The 18,760-nt window shown below is 60.3% G+C and carries 16 protein-coding genes and 2 pseudogenes; 11 read left to right on the plus strand and 7 right to left on the minus strand.

Going from position 1 to position 18,760, the window contains the following annotated elements:
- The first annotated feature begins 62 nt into the window (after positions 1-62).
- From BSK43_RS03355 to BSK43_RS03370, 4 genes and pseudogenes are all read left to right on the plus strand, one after another.
- Positions 63-1,513: pseudogene (locus BSK43_RS03355) on the plus strand (murein hydrolase activator EnvC).
- A complete protein-coding gene (locus tag BSK43_RS03360; RefSeq protein WP_077470447.1) occupies positions 1,503-2,831 on the plus strand; it encodes a S41 family peptidase in 1,329 nt (442 codons plus the stop codon). The pseudogene BSK43_RS03355 and the gene BSK43_RS03360 overlap by 11 nt, the downstream one beginning before the upstream one ends.
- A 221-nt stretch (positions 2,832-3,052) precedes the next feature.
- Complete coding sequence (locus BSK43_RS03365; RefSeq protein WP_077470446.1) at positions 3,053-4,237, plus strand: divergent polysaccharide deacetylase family protein; 1,185 nt, start codon at positions 3,053-3,055, stop codon at positions 4,235-4,237.
- Between the two features lie 16 nt (positions 4,238-4,253).
- A complete protein-coding gene (locus BSK43_RS03370; RefSeq protein WP_077470445.1) occupies positions 4,254-4,793 on the plus strand; it encodes an RNA pyrophosphohydrolase in 540 nt (179 codons plus the stop codon).
- 45 nt (positions 4,794-4,838) lie between these two features.
- Here BSK43_RS03370 and bfr read toward each other — a convergent pair whose 3' ends face one another.
- From bfr to BSK43_RS35565, 5 genes are all read right to left on the minus strand, one after another.
- The gene (bfr, locus tag BSK43_RS03375) at positions 4,839-5,324 is read right to left on the minus strand and encodes a bacterioferritin (RefSeq protein WP_068390272.1); all 486 of its coding nucleotides are present in this window, start codon (positions 5,322-5,324) and stop codon (positions 4,839-4,841) included.
- Positions 5,290-5,601 carry a (2Fe-2S)-binding protein gene (locus BSK43_RS03380; RefSeq protein ID WP_077470444.1) on the minus strand — a complete coding sequence of 104 codons (312 nt, stop codon included), beginning with the start codon at positions 5,599-5,601 and terminating at the stop codon, positions 5,290-5,292. The genes bfr and BSK43_RS03380 overlap by 35 nt, the downstream gene beginning before the upstream one ends.
- Before the next feature lie 140 nt (positions 5,602-5,741).
- Positions 5,742-9,212, minus strand: coding sequence for an error-prone DNA polymerase (locus BSK43_RS03385; RefSeq protein ID WP_077470443.1), 3,471 nt, complete (start codon positions 9,210-9,212; stop codon positions 5,742-5,744).
- A complete protein-coding gene (locus BSK43_RS03390; RefSeq protein WP_246662489.1) occupies positions 9,209-10,636 on the minus strand; it encodes a DNA polymerase Y family protein in 1,428 nt (475 codons plus the stop codon). Before BSK43_RS03390 ends, BSK43_RS03385 begins: the two co-directional genes overlap by 4 nt.
- A 40-nt stretch (positions 10,637-10,676) precedes the next feature.
- On the minus strand, positions 10,677-11,627 hold the full coding sequence (locus BSK43_RS35565; protein ID WP_246662484.1) for a hypothetical protein: 951 nt from the start codon (positions 11,625-11,627) through the stop codon (positions 10,677-10,679).
- Positions 11,628-11,903: 276 nt separating this feature from the next.
- Between BSK43_RS35565 and BSK43_RS03400 the strand changes: the two genes are divergently transcribed.
- On the plus strand, positions 11,904-12,341 hold the full coding sequence (locus BSK43_RS03400) for a metallopeptidase family protein (protein ID WP_034481264.1): 438 nt from the start codon (positions 11,904-11,906) through the stop codon (positions 12,339-12,341).
- Positions 12,342-12,406: 65 nt separating this feature from the next.
- Here BSK43_RS03400 and BSK43_RS03405 read toward each other — a convergent pair whose 3' ends face one another.
- On the minus strand, positions 12,407-12,613 hold the full coding sequence (locus tag BSK43_RS03405; protein WP_077470441.1) for a DUF1737 domain-containing protein: 207 nt from the start codon (positions 12,611-12,613) through the stop codon (positions 12,407-12,409).
- Positions 12,614-12,640: 27 nt separating this feature from the next.
- Positions 12,641-13,560 (minus strand): annotated as a pseudogene (locus BSK43_RS03410) (CoA ester lyase).
- A gap of 111 nt (positions 13,561-13,671) precedes the next feature.
- On the opposite strand from BSK43_RS03410, the gene BSK43_RS03415 reads away from it, so the two are divergent.
- From BSK43_RS03415 to BSK43_RS03440, 6 genes are all read left to right on the plus strand, one after another.
- Entirely contained in the window at positions 13,672-13,902 is a 231-nt protein-coding gene (locus BSK43_RS03415; protein ID WP_037195680.1) for a hypothetical protein, read from the plus strand.
- A gap of 197 nt (positions 13,903-14,099) precedes the next feature.
- The gene (gene leuD, locus BSK43_RS03420) at positions 14,100-14,708 is read left to right on the plus strand and encodes a 3-isopropylmalate dehydratase small subunit (RefSeq protein ID WP_068390293.1); all 609 of its coding nucleotides are present in this window, start codon (positions 14,100-14,102) and stop codon (positions 14,706-14,708) included.
- Between the two features lie 192 nt (positions 14,709-14,900).
- Positions 14,901-15,719, plus strand: coding sequence for a sugar phosphate isomerase/epimerase family protein (locus BSK43_RS03425; protein WP_077470440.1), 819 nt, complete (start codon positions 14,901-14,903; stop codon positions 15,717-15,719).
- 335 nt (positions 15,720-16,054) lie between these two features.
- Positions 16,055-17,167, plus strand: a complete 1,113-nt coding sequence (leuB, locus tag BSK43_RS03430; protein WP_077470439.1) for a 3-isopropylmalate dehydrogenase — start codon at positions 16,055-16,057, stop codon at positions 17,165-17,167.
- 196 nt (positions 17,168-17,363) lie between these two features.
- Positions 17,364-18,107 carry a lipid A 1-phosphatase LpxE gene (gene lpxE / locus BSK43_RS03435; RefSeq protein ID WP_077470438.1) on the plus strand — a complete coding sequence of 248 codons (744 nt, stop codon included), beginning with the start codon at positions 17,364-17,366 and terminating at the stop codon, positions 18,105-18,107.
- A 244-nt stretch (positions 18,108-18,351) separates the two neighbouring features.
- Positions 18,352-18,621, plus strand: coding sequence for a helix-turn-helix domain-containing protein (locus BSK43_RS03440; protein WP_246662485.1), 270 nt, complete (start codon positions 18,352-18,354; stop codon positions 18,619-18,621).
- Positions 18,622-18,760: the final 139 nt, after the last annotated feature.

Raw genomic sequence — 18,760 nt, forward strand, 5'->3', positions numbered from 1 at the left:
GTGATCGCGGCAAATCGGCTTGTTTTCACGCGATCTGAAGGGACCAGGCCCGAACCGACTGGATGAGAAAAGCCTCGCCCATGCTTTCCCGCCTTCTGCTGCCTACCCTGGCGGCGTGCCTTGGCGCGGGCGTCTACATTGCAGCCCCTTTTTCGGCAACAGATTTGGCGCAGGCGCAGGAAGCCAACAATGCCACTGCGCAAGCACCCGACGATCGCTCCTCGACGACGGCGCCAACAGCACAGCAGCCACCCGACCCGGCCGCCGAGCTCGCCCGCAAGCGCGACCAAACCCGCGCCGAACTCGAAACGCTGTCGAAGACGATCAACCTTTCCTCCGACAAGACGAAAGAGCTGGAAGACAGCATCGCAGCGCTCGACAAGAGCAGCGCCAGCCTGCGCCAGGCGCTGATCGACAGCGCCGCCCGCCGCAAGGATCTGGACCGCAAGATTCAGCAGAGCGAAAAGACGCTGACGGATCTCGCCGTCAAGGAAGACAAGATCCGCGCCTCCCTGCATGATCGCCGCGCTTTGCTCGCCGAGGTTCTGGGGGCGTTGGAGCGCATGGGCCGCAATCCGCCGCCGGCGCTGCTGGTGACGCCGGATGACGCGCTCGCCTCGGTGCGCAGCGCCATCCTGCTCGGGGCCGTCGTGCCCGGAATGCGCAAGGAGACGGATAAGCTCATCGCCGACCTGACGGATCTGAGCAAGCTGCATGCCGATGCCGCCGCCGAAAAGGCCAGCCTCACTACCACCGTGACCAACAGCATGGAGGAAGAGCGGCGCATGGACCTGCTGGTCGCCGAGAACGACAAGCACAGCAAGGAAAATGCCGCCCAGCTCGAGGCCGAGCGCAAGCGCGCCGAGGAGCTGGCGGGCAGGCAACCAGCCTGGAAGGCCTCGTCGCTTCGCTGGAAAGTCAGATCGGTTCGGTCCGCGATGCCGCAGCTGCCGCACGTGCGGAAGAGGCTCGCAGGGGGCAGCTGACAGACCAGCAACGCGAGCAGGCAAAGGCTCTGGCCGAGAACGGCGTGCCCGATAAAAACCGCATTACGCCCGCATATGCCTTCTCCGACCTTAAACAGAAGTTGGAGCTGCCTGTGGCGGGCGATATTCTCCGCCAGTTCGGCGACGACGACGGCACGGGCCACACGGCAATGGGATTGACCGTTGCGACCGGCCCGGATGCGCTCGTCACGGCTCCCGCCGACGGCACCGTGGTCTATGCCGGCGCGTTTCGCAGCTACGGCCAGATGATCATCCTGGACACGGGCGACGGCTACCACATGGTGCTGTCGGGAATGGACGCGATCAAGACGCGTCCGGGCAGATTTGTCTTCGCCGGCGAGCCGCTGGCCACGATGGGCCAAAAAAGAGTCGCGAGCGCGACCGCATTGGCGCTGGAAACGGATCGGCCAACGCTTTACATTGAATTCCGAAAAGATGGAAAGCCGGTCGATTCTCGACCCTGGTGGACCTCTAAAGACACTGGAAAGGCACGCAATGATACGTAGGGCTTCTCTTGTTCTCGTTGGCGCATTGATGGGTGCGACCGCGATGGGCGTTATCTATACGGCGGTCGCGCCGGCGGAAGCCGCGGGTACTTCCACTTACAAGGAGTTGTCGATTTTCGGCGACGTCTTTGAACGCGTGCGCGCCCAGTATGTGACGCCGCCACAGGAAGACAAGCTGATCGAAGCCGCCATCAACGGCATGCTGACCTCGCTTGACCCGCATTCGAGCTACATGAATGCCAAGGATGCGGAAGACATGCGCACCCAGACCAAGGGTGAATTCGGCGGTCTCGGCATCGAAGTCACGATGGACAACGATCTCGTCAAGGTCATCACGCCGATCGACGACACGCCTGCGGCCAAGGCCGGCGTTCTTGCCGGCGACTATATCACTGCCATCGACGGCCAGTCCGTACGTGGCCTGAAGCTGGAAGACGCCGTCGAGAAGATGCGCGGCCCGGTCAAGACGCCGATCAAGCTGACACTGCTGCGCAAGGGCGCCGACAAGCCGATCGAGCTCACCATCGTTCGTGACGTGATCGCGGTTGCCGCCATCAAGTCCCGCGAGGAAGGCGGCGATGTCGGCTATATCCGCATCATCTCCTTCACGGAAAAGACCACGCCAGACCTTGAAGCCGCGATCGCCAAGATCAAGAAGGATATCCCGGCCGACAAGCTGAAGGGCTATGTCTTCGACCTGCGCCTCAACCCGGGCGGTCTGCTCGACCAGGCGATCAACGTTGCCGACGATGTGCTTGAGCGCGGTGAAATCGTGTCGACCCGTGGCCGCAACCCGGATGAGACCCGCCGCTTCAACGCCACTCCGGGCGACCTGACGGATGGCAAGCCGATCATCGTGCTCATCAATGGCGGTTCGGCTTCGGCTTCGGAAATCGTCGCGGGCGCCCTGCAGGATCTGCGTCGCGCCACCGTGCTCGGCACCCAGTCCTTCGGCAAGGGCTCGGTCCAGACGATCATCCCGCTGGGTGACGGCAATGGCGCGCTCCGCCTGACGACGGCGCTCTATTACACGCCGTCGGGCCGCTCGATCCAGGGCATCGGCATTACACCTGACGTCAAGGTCGACCAGCCGCTGCCGGATGATCTGAAGGGCAAGCTGACGACTGAGGGCGAATCCAGCCTTCCGGGCCACATCAAGGGCCAGAGCGAAACCGACAAGGGCTCCGGCTCCTCGGCCTACGTGCCGCCGGATCCGAAGGACGACATCCAGCTCAACTACGCGCTTGACCTGCTGCGCGGCGCCAAGACGGATCCGTCCTTCCCGCCGAACCCGGAAAAAGCGGTTTCCTCCAAGTAAGGAAATGGCGCCGGGCTGGAAACAGACCCGGCGCTTTCACTTTCAATAGAAAGGGAGCGGGGTAGAGTGTATCGTCCCGCTTTACTCGGCCGGATGAATGCGGCCTTGTTCGAAACCTGTTTCGTCAGTTTTGACAGTTTAAGTCTGCGCTATCTTTTTCGCTTCGATGAGAGCGGGATGCCTGGAGCCAGCACAGTTTCCCGCTTGGGTGGATGAGAACTTTGGGAACGGATTTGCATGCACCGCTGGGACAGAACCGCAGGCCCGGCCGCCAGCGGAGACTTCCGCCTTTCGGGCGCATTCTTGGCGGCCTCTGCCTGATCGCGATCGCCGGCTTTTCCCTCTATTCGGCGCTGTTGCGCGACGACCTCAGGAAAACCCAACCGACCGAAGCGGCGAAGAAGGAAGACCCGGCCCCATCGGACGAGACGAAGCCGGCGGCAAACAGCCAGGCGGGCCTGACACAGGTCGATCCGCAGTCGGGCGCCAACACCTCGCGCGTCGTCACCGATGACGGTTCCGTCGTCACCATGTTCAGCCCGAGCAACCGCGACGGCAATGGGCCTGTCCTGATCAATGCCAATCAGGTCGGCCAGGATCCCCGCATGGCGGCAACGCCGAACGACAGCTTGCTCGAGGATTCGCCCTTCGGCAAATTGCCGATCACCGGGCCGAACGGCCTGAGGCCGATGGATCAATATGCCCGACCCTGGTCCGGCGCCCGCGGCACCCGCATCGCCATCGTCGTCAGCGGTCTCGGCCTCAGCCAGACCGGCACGCAGCGCGCCATCGAGAAGCTTCCCGAAGAGATAACGCTTGCCTTCGCAGCCAGCGGCAACAGCCTGCAGCGCTGGATGCAGGATGCACGTCGCGGCGGCCACGAGATCTTGATTCAGGTTCCGTTCGAACCCTTCGACTATCCGGGCAACAATCCGGGTCCCGACACGCTTCTGACCTCGCTATCCGCCGCCAAGAATATCGACAACCTGCACAAGGCAATGGGCAAGATCACCAATTACACCGGCGTGATGAACTATCTCGGCGGCCGGTTCCTGTCGAATGCCGGCGCCATGGAGCCGGTGTTGCGTGATGTCGGCAAGCGCGGCCTGCTTTTCCTCGATGACGGTTCGTCAGCCCAATCCAAGTCCGGAACCCTCGCCAAGACGCTGGAGGTGCCGCACGCCTTTGCCGATGTGCAGCTTGATGGAGAATTGCAGCAGGATGCCATCCTGAAGAAACTCGACGAGCTGGAGCGCATTGCCCGCCGCAATGGTTCGGCGATCGGCGTTGCCTCCGCCTTCGACGAAAGCGTCGACGCCATCAGCAAATGGAGCGAGGAAGCCGCCATGCGCGGCATCGAAATCGTCGCGGTCTCGGCGCTGGCCGAAGACCCCAAGCATCCATGATCCCCTGGAGAAGAAGATGAGCAAGCCCCACGCGCCCGTGCGAGCCGAAGACCTGCCCTACCGTCCCTGCGTCGGCATCATGGTGCTGAACCGCGATGGTCTGGTCTGGGCCGGCAAACGCATTCCGATCGGCAATTCCGAATATGACGGCTCGCCGCAGCTCTGGCAGATGCCGCAGGGTGGCATTGATGAGGGCGAGGACCCGCTGAAAGCCGCCTATCGCGAGCTCTATGAGGAGACGGGCATGAAAACCGTGACCCTGCTGGCGGAAGCGAAGGACTGGATCAACTACGACCTGCCGCCGCAGCTGATCGGCATCGGCCTCAAGGGGAAATACCGCGGCCAGACGCAGCGCTGGTTTGCCTTCCGCTTTGACGGCGACGAGAGCGAAATCGCCATCAACCCGCCGCCAGGCGGCCATGAGCCGGAATTCGATGCCTGGGAATGGAAGCCGATGGCAATGCTGCCCGAGTTGATCGTCGCCTTCAAGCGGCCGGTCTACGAAAAAGTCGTTGCCGAGTTCGAGCATCTTGCGGGCCTGAAGGCCGAAGATTGAACCAAGAAATCCGGCCACCGATCGGCGGCCGGATTCATATATCGATTATTCTGCGGAATCGGCAGAATCGGCGTTGAGCTGGCCGTACTTGGCTTCGCCAATCTTTCCGAGCAGCTCCAGCTGCGTTTCCAGGAAGTCGATATGGCCTTCCTCGTCGATCAGCAGCTGTTCAAACAGCTTCATCGACACATAGTCGCCGGCGTCATGACAGATGTCGCGGGACTTCTTGTAGGCCGTGCGGGCATCGTATTCGCCGGCAAGATCTGCCTCCAGCACTTCCTTGACATTCTGGCCGATACGCAGAGGCGCAAGCGTCTGCAGGTTCGGATGTCCTTCTAGGAAAATGATGCGGGCGACGAGACGGTCGGCGTGCTGCATCTCTTCGATGGACTCAGCGCGTTCCTTCTTGGCGAGCTTGGTATAGCCCCAATCCTCGAGAAGCCGGTAGTGAACCCAATATTGATTGACTGCGCCAAGCTCGAGAAACAGCGCCTCGTTAAGCCGCTCGATGACTTTTTTGTCGCCTTTCAATGTCCGCTCTCCTGTTGTCTTCATGAAATTTTTTCAGGCGGGACATGAAATCAAATATTTCGGCTTCCGTCGAGTGGCGACGGGCATGATAATCTTCGGTTGTCTGTATAATGATATCAACGACATTCGGGAAACAGCCGCAGCAACGGCCGCGCTTTTCCATGGCGTGATAGACCTTGGCGGGGACGATGAGCTGCCAACAGTCCTGATCCAGGAACTCGTTGATGACGTCCCGGATTTCCCTGTCGGTGATGTAATTACAGCTACAAACAAGCATTCTTCGCTCAGTCCGTCAAACATGACATCTGCTGTCCTGTTATCTGCTAAAGAAGACGCTCTTTGTCAAGAAAGAAACGATTCATTTTTATCGACGGGCGAAACGGGCGGCACATCGCTGCCGCCGCGAAGCCCTGGATCTCAATGGAAATTACGACCCCTGGGCATGACATTTGCCGTTTCGGCGATATCGCTGCGTCCTTCCGTCGCTGGGCCGGTATTGCGCGTCAACAGGTCCGGTGAGACCTGCTTCTTCCTCTGCCTGTGATCCATGGTCGGCCGCAGCGCCTCATCCGCCCGGTCGCTGACGCCGAAACGCCGCGCCTCACGTTGCAGGATACCCAGCGCCGAAGTCATGTCCTCGATGTAGTCGACCACCACATGAATGACGCCGCTTTCGCTCTGCAGGCTGCCGCGAATCTTGACCAGCCGCGCGCCCATGACGATGGCGCGATATTTGTCGAATATTTTCGGCCAAACGATCGCATTTGAGACGCCGGTCTCGTCTTCCAGCGTCATGAAGATCACGCCTTTGGCCGAACCGGGCCGCTGGCGCACCAGCACCAGACCCGCGATCGTCACCATCCGTCCATTCGCCACATTGGGCAAATCCCGGTTCTGCACGATGCCGATATTGGCGAAATCGGCGCGCAGAAACGAAACCGGATGCGCCTTCAGGGATAGCGACAGATAGCGATAATCCTCGATGACCTGTTCGCCGGGCAGCATCGCGGGCAGGGTAACGGCCGGCTCTACCTGCAAGTCTGCGTGATTGCCGAGATCGAACAAGGGAAGCTTTTCGGCAGCACTGCCGGCATCGAGCGCCCGCACCGCCCAGAGCGCCTCACGCCGGCTCAAGCCGATGGAGCGGAAGGCATCGGCATCCGCCAGCCGCTCGATTTGCGACTTGGCGAGCCCGGACCGCAGCCAGAGATCGCGCACGGATTGATAGCCATCGCCGCGTCGCACGACCAATTGCTGCATTTCATCCTCAGACAGGCCTTTGACCTGCCGGAAGCCCAGGCGGACAGCGCGGTTCGTCTTGATGTGATCGCGCATCGTCGCATGGCGCGGCTCGACAGCGTTCCTGTCGAAACGCGCTTCCTCCAGAAGGCAATCCCAGTGGGAATGATTGACATCCACCGGCCGCACCTCGACGCCATGCTCGCGCGCATCGCGCACCAGCTGCGCCGGCGCATAGAAGCCCATCGGCTGGGCATTGAGGATCGCCGCACAGAAGACATCGGGATAATAGGTCTTCAGCCACGAAGAGGCATAGACGAGAAGCGCAAAGGACGCCGCATGGCTTTCGGGAAAACCGTATTCGCCGAAACCTTCAATCTGGCTGAAACAGCGCTCGGCAAAGTCTTGAGGGTAACCCTTCGCAACCATGCCTGAAACCATGTCCTGCTTGAATTCGTCCACCTTTCCCGTACGTTTGAACGTCGCCATGGATCGGCGTAGCCGATCGGCCTTGGCGGGCGAAAATCCAGCCGCAGTAATGGCGATCTGCATCGCCTGTTCCTGAAATAGAGGCACTCCCAACGTTCTTTCTAGGACCGCTTTCAATTCCGGACGGTGGTATTCGATCGGTCGATTCTGAAGAACGTCATCCCGTCGTTTGAGATAGGGATGCACCATATTGCCCTGGATGGGACCGGGTCGGACGATCGCCACCTCGATAACCAGATCATAGAATCTGCGGGGTTTAAGACGCGGCAACATGCTCATCTGCGCCCGGCTTTCGATCTGGAAGACGCCGATCGTGTCGGCGCGGCAAATCATGTCATAGACCGGTACGCGGTCGGGATATTCGCCACTCCCGAGATCGGCAAGTTCCTTCTTCACGTCGTAATGCAGCAGCAGCAGGTCGAAGGCCTTGGCAAGGCAGGTCAGCATGCCGAGCGCCAGCACGTCGATCTTCAATATGTTGAGATTGTCGAGATCGTCCTTGTTCCATTCGATCATGTAGCGATCGTCCATCGCCGTATGCATGATCGGCACCACTTCATCCAGCCGATCCCGCGTAATGACGAAGCCACCGACATGCTGCGTCAGATGCCGAGGAAACCCTATCAGCGTAGAGGCATAGGACAGCACGTTATTGGTCGTCTTGTCGGTGAGATCGAGGCCGGCGAGCTTTGCTTCCCGATCAGACAATCCCTCGGTCGACCAGCCCCAGACGCCGCTCGCAAGAGCCGACTGCACATCCTCCGACAGGCCGAAGGCCTTCGCCACTTCACGGCCGGCCGAGCGCGCCCGATAGCTGGTCACCGCCGCCGTCAGCCCCGCATGCTCCTTATAGTAATGCCTGTAGATGAACTGGATAACCTCTTCGCGCTTCTCATGCTCGAAATCGACATCGATATCCGGTGGCTCCTCGCGTTCCGTCGAGATGAAGCGCTCGAACAAGAGGGTCGTGATTTCCGGATTGACTTCGGTAATCCGGAGACAATAACAGACCGTCGAATTGGCGGCAGAACCGCGCCCCTGACACAGGATATTCTGACTGCGGGCATATTCCATGATGCGATGCACCGTCAGGAAATAGGGCTCATATTGCCGCTCTCGAATAAGAACGAGCTCATGATCGATCTGTTTGGCGACCTTTTCGGGGATTCCATTGGGATAGCGCCATCTCGCGCCCTCCCATGTCAGCCGCTTCAGCGTTTCCTCAACGGTTTCGCCATCAACGCTTTCATCGGGATAATTATGCTTCAGCTCATCCAGCGAAAAAGAAAGCCGGCTAAAGAACTTCTGTGTATTGGCGAGGGCCTTCGGATAATCCTTGAAGAGGCGGCTCATCTCGGCAGCATCCTTCAGATAACGTTCGGCATTGGCCGCCAGCTTGAAGCCGGCCTCGGCGATCGGCACATGCTCGCGGATCGAAACGACGATGTCGGCAAGCGGCTTGCGTTCGGTTGCGTGATAAAGCGGCTGGTTGCTGGCGATCAGCCGCACGCCGTTTCGAATCGCAATGATGGAAAGCGTGGCAAAGACCAGCCGATCCCGCCCGTCATAGGCCGGCGACAGGACCATATGAAACTTCCGGCCGAAACGCATCCATAGCCGCTTAAGGCATTGCTCCAGCCTTGCCTGGCCTTCCGTCGTCTCCACGCTGTCAGCATCGGGAACGAGCGCCAGCATCATCTCGTCGCCCCATTCCATGAGGTCAGCCTCTTGGAGTTTGCAGGAGCCTTTTTCAGCCTTGAGATTGCCCGCGCTCAACAGCCGGCAAAGATGTGCCCAGCCTTTGCGGTTCTGCGGATAGGCAAGAATGTCGGGTGTGCCGTCCGAAAAGACCAGGCGGGCGCCGGGCTGGAAAGCGACCGGTTTCAGGAGCGGCTTTTCCGGCTGCCCTTTGGCGCGACGTTCAATGTTTTCCTCAGCAATCCTTTTATATTCCGCCCGGAGAACCTTGGTATGCGCATGCGCCTTGACGACGCCGGCAACCGAATTGCGGTCGGCAATTCCAAATCCGGAAAGCTTCAGGAGGGTGGCCTGCGCCACCATCTCCTCCGGATGCGAGGCGCCTTCGAGAAAGGAAAAGTTCGTTCTCGCGCCGATCTCGAAAAAAGGCGCTGACGCGAGAGGGGTCGGATGCGCGCTCATGCGAAGACCCCATGCATGTACCAATCCGGCGGCGTTGCGGTCTGGCCGTAGAGGCCCTTGCGGAACAGCCAGAAACGGTGGCCTTCCTCGTCCTCGATCTGGAAATAATCGCGGACAGGTTCTTCCTTTTCCTCGACCCACCATTCCGCCGAAAGCCGCTCCGGCCCTTCGGCCCGGCTGACCCGATGCATGACGCGCCGCCAGCGGAACTGCCGGGGAGGGCCGTCAGGCACTTCGGCGGCAACGGTTTCGACCAGTTCCGGCATGCGAAACAGCCGCAACGGCCGTTCGCCCCGGAAAAAGCCGCGGCCGGCATATTCTCTGCCTGTCCGCCGGCGAGCCGCGAGGATTTGCATGGCTGGCACCGGCCGGGCGGCCCGTTCGGGAATATGGCTTTCCCTGAGCTCGAAACCCTGCAGGCAATCCGGCCCCAGCCGTGCTGCAACCCGGTCGACGAAGGCGGCAAGTGACGTGCCCTGTCGGTCCTCCTCGACGAAATCGCCCTGCAGCGCATCGAAGGGCGCGTGCTGCAGCACATTGAGACGGACAATCTCGAAACCATATCCCGCATCGAGATCGTCATGAATGGCGGTGAAGCGCTCGTTAAACAGGCTGGCGATCCGGCCCGGCTCCCGCAGCGGCTGCGATGCCCCGGCGGCGATGCGGAAAACCGCCCCATCCACCCTGAACAGCAAAAGCTCGAAGGAACGGCCGCCGACGCCACGCGCCTCCAAACCCGGCTTCAGCGTTTCGGCAAGCATGTGGGCGAGCTGCAGAATATCGGCTTCCGCCTGCACCGGCTCGGCAAGCCGGCGCTCGGCCGATAATTGCGCCACCGGCCGGCGCGGCGAGATCGGCTCCTCGATGAGGCCGACTGCCTGATCGAGCCGCAACAACACCTGTGCGCCGAAGCGACGGGCAAGCGGCGCCCGTGGCGCCGCCAGGAGATCGCCCGCCTGCTTCAGGCCCATCTTCTGCAAGGCGGCAACGCTCTCCTCGCCAAGCCGCAACGACGCCACCGGCAGCGGCGCCAGCGCCTCCTCCATGGCTTCAGGGGGAACAATGCGACTTTCCTCGAAGCGGGCGACCGCCCAGGAGAGGCCCGGCGCGGAGGAAATCGCGCCGCGGACATCGAGCCCGAGCCGGGAAATCCGGATCAATATATCCTCGAGCAGCGCTTCTTCGCCGCCGAAGAGATGAGCGCAGCCGGTAATATCGAGAAAGAGGCCATCCTTGCCATCGATTGCCACCAGCGGCGTATAGCGGTCACACCAGTCGGCGATCGCCTCCAGCAGCTTGCGATCCGCCGCAAGATCTTCCTCGATGACATCGAGGGTAGGGCAGATCGCCCGAGCTTCGGCCACGCCCTGGCCGCGCTTCAGGCCGATCATCTCCGCCCGCTCGTTGAGCGCGGTCAGCCGCATGGCATTGTTCAGCCTGCCGGCGCAGACGAGTGGTGGCGCTTCAAGCCTGCCTGTCGAACGCCAGGACAGGCCCCAGCGCTTGCGCGCGATCCGGTCGGTTGGCAGATGCGGAAAAGTCAGCGCCAGAATGCGCTGCGTGTTCGCCGGGAAGGGCAGGGTGCTGAGCATCGGAGACAGGGGCAAAGCGGCGGTCATGGGCATTCCACTCCAGGGTTATGGAAAGAGGCGCGGGGTTGCGGCTCTTTTCCAAGGTCAGACGAAAGGCCGGATGACCGATGCTGCCGCCAAGCACCGATCCGTCCGGCAGGGGCCGCGCCTGCGCCGGCGCGGGTTCGACGGAAAAGCGGAAGAGGGCGCTGCTCGCTTCCTCCTCGCCTCCCTGCCGCAATAAAAACAGGGGCCGGCCTGTCGCCTTGGCCCTGAGCGCCAGCCGCCGGCTTTCCGTCAGCCCGAAACGCGCGGGATTGCCGCGCACTTCCAGGATGACGACCGCAAAGGCCGCGCTGGCAAGCGCTGCTTCCGCCAGCCAGAGCGCTTCCTCCAGCTTGCGCGGAGATGCCTGCAGGAAGCCGGCCGGCTCCAGTCCGAAATCCATGATCCCGATGGCATAGGGCAGGCCCGCCTCCATCGCGGCGACCGTATCGCCGATCCAGAGAACCGGGGATATGGCCGCATCTGTGCCGGCGGCTTGCGCATGAAGCCGCGCGGCAAGAGCAAGGGTAAAGCCGCTGGCTACGCCCGCATCACGCAGGCCCAGCGAGCGGATTTCCGTCAATGCATCCAGCGGCACGCCACCCTGCATCGCGTCATCGAGGTCCTCGACCCCGATCGCAAGCAAGGATTGGGCAGCCCCCGCCGAACGGGGTCTTGCCTTCTCCGCCAGCGTCTCATGCGCCGCCGCAGCCAGCGCCGATATCGGCCTGCCTTCCAGTCGGGCAATGGTTTCACGCAGGGCAAAAAGCGTTTCCCCCGCCACGGCGGCCTCGGCCATGACGTTCACTCCAGATCGATAATGTTCCTGTTATGTTCTTATGGATTCCAGAGGTCGGAAAAAGAGTCAACACCAATTTATAAGAAAATATTCCTGTGCACAGAGCCGAATGATTGGAGTCTATTCAACCTGAAATCTGAATCCGCCCTAAAATCAAACAGGTAGACCATGGTGCCGTCCGAAAGCCGCTCAAAGACTTTTCGGCATCATGCCCCAATCCGCTCTCGTAAAAGCTGCGCAAAGTCTCTATATGACCAGCTAAGGAAGGAAGCATTCATGGCTCGCATTGACCAGAGCGAGGATTGGCGGGACCGCCACGCGCCCTCAATCAGCACATTTGAATCTCTGGCTATGGAGGCTTACAGCCACTTGCCGGACGAATTCCGCTCGCTCACCGGCAACCTCATCATCCTCATCGAAGATTTTCCCGATGACGATGTCTTCGAGGATATGGCGCTGGAAACGCCCTTCGACCTGCTCGGCCTTTTCGAGGGCCGCGGCATATCGGAGCGCTTCACCGCCCAGACCGGCGAAATGCCGAACAAGATCCGCCTCTACCGCCGGCCGATCATCGATTACTGGGCTGAAAACGAGGAAACCCTCGGCGATATCATCACCCATGTCCTGATCCACGAGATCGGTCATCATTTCGGCCTGAGCGACGAGGACATGGAACGCATCGAGGCGAGCGCCGAGGAAGCGACGGATCGGTAGTATCGGCCCCGACCGCAGGACGGTCAGGGAAAAACATCAAGCCTTCGATGAGGAATTACGTCCTCTTACTGCTCGGAAAGCTTCATCTCCGGATCGTAATCCTTGCCGGCGACTTCCTTGACGACGGCCTGGCCGCATTCCATCCGGCCGTTCCCGGCATTGAAGGCATAGGTCGGCGAGCCCGAGAGCTCCCAGCCCTTGTTCAGCGCTGCCGATACCTTGTGGCAGAAAGAAGCATCATCGGGGCCGGTGAGGAAGCGGTAGAGTTTCATCAAAGCGTCTTTCGTAAATATAAGCCCTCACCCTGAGCTTGTCGAAGGGCGATGGCGCTGCTCGATCAGGCGAACTTTATGGACGAGTCTTTCCGCCTGGACAAGATGCAGCCGTTCCACCATCGGCCGCCGAGGTTCACGACATTGAGATCGGCGGCACCCGGTTCGGCAAAGGCTGATATGATCGCCTCAGCCTCGGCAACAGCCGCTTCATCCGGACCAAAATGCCGATTGGCGGCCTCGATCTGGCTCGGATGAATCAGCATCTTGCCAGAAAAGCCCATGGCGATACCCTGGGCGCATTCCGCATCGAGCGTGTCCATATCCTTGAAATCGTTGAAAACGCTGTCGATGGCCTCAAGCCCATAGGCACTGACGGCCAACACCACCTGCATCAGCCAGGGCACAAGATAGGCGCGGCCCGACTGCGGCAGCACGCCCGTTTCCTTTCTGAGATCGTTGAGCCCGACGACGAAGCAATCGAGCCTGCTGCCCGCGGTGCGTCCGGCCTCGGCGATCGAAGCGGCATTCAGGATGCCGCGCGGGGTCTCGATCATCGCCCAGATGCGCAGGTTTTCCGGCGCATCGGCTTCCGCGAGCCTGTCACCCACGAGCATCACGTCCTGCGGCTCATCCACCTTGGGCAGCAACACCGCATCCGGCTCCAGCTCCACGACCAGCGCCAGATCCTCGGCGCCGAAATTGGAGGAAAGCGCATTGATGCGGATGATCCGCTCCTTGGCCGATAGCGGAGACGAGGCGAAGAACGCCCGCAAATTCTCCCGCGCCTCGGCCTTCTTTTCCGGCGAAACCGAATCTTCGAGATCGAAGATAACAGCATCGCAATCGAGGCTGGCAAGCTTTTCCAAAGCGCGGCGGTTGATGGCGGGGACGCTTAAGACCGAGCGGCGCAGGCGGGCGGGGCGGGAAGAGGAGGATTGGCTCATAGCGCCGTTTTGCCGCGCTTTTAATCTCCAGGCAAGTCAACAAAAAGCCACGCTCCTCTTGCAGATGAAAAGGAACAGGCCCACATTGCTGTAAGTAGAGAGGTCTCGACCATGCAGAATATCCGTTCCCTGTTCATCGCGCTTGCCGGTATCACCGTGTTTGCAGCCATGGCGCTGTTTACCGTTTCGCTGACGCTTGCCGTCGGTGGTATCCTCACTGTGCTTATGGCAGCCCGTGCGATTTCGCTTCGCATGAAGCCGGCACCGGTGCGCGCCAAGACGAACAGCCAGCGCGAAATGCGCATCTGGAACGACGGTCGCGGCACGATCATCGATCTCTGACGTCGAATACAGGGCAGCGGCAGCCTGTTTGCAGGCTGCCGAACGCATTTGCCTCGATCTGGACCTATGTCTGATGGGCAGGCTGCGACCAAAGATCCGCGTTTTAGAGCATTTCCAAGATTCTCCTTCATTTCGGGCCGGATTTGCTCTATTGGCAGGATAATTCGTGCTTTAGACGAGAATGAAGGCAGGACCCCATGGACAAGTTCGTGAAGTTGACCGGTGTCGCGGCACCCCTCCCGGTCGTCAATGTCGATACCGACATGATCATCCCGAAGGATTATTTGAAGACCATCAAGCGCACCGGTCTCGGCAAGGGCCTGTTTGCTGAAGCCCGCTACCATGAAGATGGTTCGCTGAACCAGGATTTCGTGCTGAACAAGCCGGCCTATCAGAATGCCAAGATCCTCGTCGCCGGCGACAATTTCGGCTGTGGTTCCTCGCGCGAGCACGCGCCTTGGGCGCTCCTCGACTTCGGCATCCGCTGCGTCATATCCACAAGCTTCGCCGACATCTTCTACAACAACTGCTTCAAGAACGGCATCCTGCCGATCAAGGTCAGCCAGGAAGATCTCGACAAGCTGATGGACGACGCCTCGCGCGGCTCCAACGCTATCCTGACGATCGATCTGGAAAACCTCGAAATCACCGGCCCGGACGGCGGTTCGCTCAAGTTCGAACTCGACGAATTCAAGCGCCATTGCCTGCTGAACGGCCTCGACGATATCGGCCTGACGCTGGAGAAATCCTCCGCGATCGACACTTACGAAAAGTCGAACGCCGCGTCGCGCCCTTGGGCCGCCTGATCGGTTTCATCATAACTGTCACGTTTCAAAGCCGGGCTTAACAGCCCGGCTTTTTGTTTTAAGCATTTGGAAAGGCCCTCCTTTTCTGCGTGTTGTAATATGATCGACAAGAAGGGGGTCCATATAAGCCTGCCGAGGCCATTGCGGCCTCTCCTCCCGTCTTAATTCCTCTCCACGCAATGGAGCCCATCCATGACATCCCTTCCTATTGTCGGCGCCGCCATGACGCTTGACGACGTCGAAACCCATCGCAACTGGCTGCTCGAAAAGCCGCGCGATCTGGAACTGCAGAGCTTCGTCGAAGCCGAAGTTTTGAACGGCGACTGGCAGCCGCTGGCCGAGCGCGCCCGCAAGCTGCTCGATGGCCATCAGGGCCGCCTCGGCATTCACGGCCCGTTCTGGGGCTTCGTCATCGCCTCGCAGGACCCGGATGTCCGCGCTGTCGTTTCCAAGCGCCTGCTGCAGGCGCTCGACGTCTGCGCCAATATCGGCGCCACACAGATGGTCGTCCATAGCCCTTATACGTCCTGGTCCTACAACAACCTCGACAACAACAAGGGCGAGCGCGAAAAGATCATCGAATACACGCATCTGACGCTCAAGGATGCCGTGAAGCGCGCCGAAGACATCGGGCTGACCATGGTCATCGAGAACATCGAGGACAAGGATCCCCATATCCGCGTCGGTCTTGCAAACAGCTTCAACTCGCCCGCCGTCGCCGTGTCGATCGACACCGGCCATGCCCATTATGCCCATGGTTACACAGGCGCTCCGCCGGTCGATTACTATGTCCACGCCGCCGGCAACCGTCTGCAGCATGTCCACCTGCAGGATGCCGATGGCTATGCCGACCGCCACTGGAGCCTCGGCGAAGGCAATATTCACTGGCGCGCCGTCTTCGCCGCCCTTGCCAAGCTCGACAGCAATCCGCGGCTGATCATCGAGATCAAGGACAAGTCGAAGATCCCGGCATCGGCTGCTTATCTGGCTTCGCTCGGGTTGGCTGAGTAACTGATCATTGGGGAGAGCCGGTTGAGGTAATCACCCGCCCTCGTGGTTCGAGACGACCCTTCGGGCCTCCTAACCATGAGGGCTAGTTCTCTCGCCCGGCTAGCAGCTCGCTCCGCCCTCATCCTGAGCTTGTCGAAGGATCAGGGAGGCCCATGATCGAGCAAAAGACCCACCCCTCACCCTGAGGAGGCCCAAAGGGCCGTCTCGAAGGGCGAGGGGTGGTGGGTTATACTCAAAAGCCCGAAAACCGTACCGTTTCGGCCGCTTCCTCGCTTGAAAAGCCGCATTTGCGGGTCTAAAAACCCCGCAACTTTTTCTTTTGCGGAGGCTTCCCCATGACAGTGCGCAATCTCTTCCTTCTGCCGGGTGACGGCATTGGCCCCGAGGCCATGGGCGAAGTTCGCAAGATCATCGCTTACATGAACGAGGCCAAGAATGCCGGTTTCGTCACCGACGAGGGCCTTGTCGGCGGGAGCGCCTATGACGCGCATGGCGCGGCGATCTCCGATGCCGACATGGAAAAGGCAATGGCGGCTGACGCCGTTCTCTTCGGCGCCGTCGGCGGTCCGAAGTGGGATGACGTGCCTTACGAAGTGCGTCCGGAAGCCGGCCTGCTGCGCCTGCGCAAGGATCTCCAGCTGTTTGCAAACCTGCGCCCGGCCATCTGCTATCCGGCACTGGCATCCGCTTCCTCGCTGAAGCCGGAACTGGTCGACGGCCTCGATATCCTCATCATCCGCGAGCTCACCGGCGGCGTCTATTTCGGCGAGCCGAAGGAAATCATCGATTTCGGCAACGGCCAGAAGCGCGGCATCGACACCCAGATCTATGACACCTACGAGATCGAGCGCATTGCCGGCGTCGCCTTCGAACTGGCGCGTACCCGCAACAACCGCGTCTGCTCGATGGAAAAGCGCAACGTCATGAAGTCAGGCGTGCTCTGGAATCAGGTCGTCACCGCGACGCACAAGGAAAAATATTCCGACGTGCAGCTCGAGCACATGCTCGCCGATGCCGGCGGCATGCAGCTCGTGCGCCAGCCGAAGCAGTTCGACGTCATCGTCACCGACAACCTGTTCGGCGACATGCTGTCCGACGTTGCCGCCATGCTGACCGGCTCGCTCGGCATGCTGCCATCGGCTTCGCTCGGCGCCCCCAACGCCAAGACGGGCAAGCGCAAGGCGCTCTATGAGCCGGTACACGGCTCGGCTCCAGATATCGCCGGCAAGGGCATCGCCAACCCGATTGCCATGATCGCCTCCTTCGCCATGTGCCTGCGTTACTCCTTCAACCTGATTGCTGAAGCCGATGCGCTGGAAAAGGCGATTGCCAACGTGCTGGACAGTGGCATCCGCACCGGCGACATCATGTCGGCAGGCAGCCGCCAGGTCGGCACGGCCGAAATGGGCGACGCCATCCTGGCCGAATTCAAGGCTCTCTCGGCATAAATCGCCAGCTATATTTCACGTGAAACACCAACCCCGCTCTGCTCGCGCAGTGCGGGGTTTTTCTTTGACGGCAACGAAGAATCCATAGATCCCGACTCGACGAAGCGATAGGCGACGACCTTAAAAATACTGTTACAGGAGCCTGCTAGGTGTTCTTGTCGACTTGATTGGAAGTTAGACGACAGGGACGGTAGATATGCAGGCGATCTTGACGTCTCTTGACAGACGTTGGCGGCGAAGCGATGCGCGGCTTGCGCCATCTCACTGGAAGATCTGTCTTTTCCTGACGGCTAATATCGTTCTTCTCTCCGCCCTGCTGTTCGACTGGCCTGTCGGCGCGACGCTCAAAACCCTATCGCCCTCCATTCGCTTCTTTGGCGGGGCGCTGACCGATTTCGGCGATTCCGGCTGGATCATCATCATCAGTGCCTTCCTGTTCTTCGAAGGCTGGGCCGGCAGCAGGCTGCTTCACTCACAACGTTGTCGTTGCCAGGCGCTGCGCATCTGCCAGATCGGCGGCTATCTGCTGACGACCATCGTGCTCTCCGGCCTTCTCGCCAACCTGCTGAAACGCACCATCGGCCGCGCCCGACCCACGCATTTCGCCGATTGGGGTCCCTTCGGCTTCTCGCCCTTCAACGGTCGGGCCAGTTTCGAAAGCTTCCCATCGGGCCATGCCACCACCATCGGCGCCCTCTTCGTCGCCCTTGCATTCCTCTTCCCGCGCTATCGCTACATCTTTGCCGCCTGCGCCCTCTGGCTTGCGATCACGCGCGTCATGATCGGCGCGCATTATCCGAGCGATGTCATGGCCGGTCTTGCACTCGGCGGATGGTTTTCCTTCATGACCGCAATCGTCTACACCCGCTACGGCCTGCTCTTCCGCATCAATGCCGCCGGCTGGCCGACACCGAAATGGCCGCTTTTGAAGAGCAAGTAAGCCTTCGACCGGCGACGATTATCGCGCTCGAGAACTCCCAGCTACGCTACAAAATAAAGCTGCGCGCTTGACGGGCATAGGAACTCCTTTGGCCGTCGAACGGCAACCTCCCACCACAACCCCGCCGTAAAGGTTGCCAAGCTCATCGGTCATTCATATATCTGGCAGGATACCGACCGCCAAAAACGGTCAACCCGATTTCGTTTCCACTGCGATGAAAACCATGGATGCCGGCCCGATACGTTTGAGCGAAAGACAGCTGGGATTGATTTCCCGGGCGCTCGCCGAGCCGCGCCGGGTGCAGATCCTGAAAGAAATCGGCAAGCGGACCGAGCCGATGCCCTGCAGCATTCTCAACGAATGCCACACCGTCAGCGCCGCAACCATATCCCACCATATCAAGGAACTCGAAAACGCCGGTCTCATCGAGATCCAGCGCGAAGGCAAGTTTGCAAATCTCGTGCTGTGCCGCGACGTTCTGAATGCCTACATGGCGGAGCTTTCCAGAATTTGAAAATTTCGTCTTTGCAATTCGCGCCTCCTGCTCTTGTATCAATTAGATGATTATCTAAATATCAAAGTGACAGCAGCGGACGGTTTTCGGGTCGCGCACGTCAAACAGTTTGATGATTATAAAATTGTCTAACAATTAT

It is taken from the genome of Rhizobium sp. P44RR-XXIV (assembly GCF_001999485.2).
GTDB lineage: Bacteria > Pseudomonadota > Alphaproteobacteria > Rhizobiales > Rhizobiaceae > Rhizobium.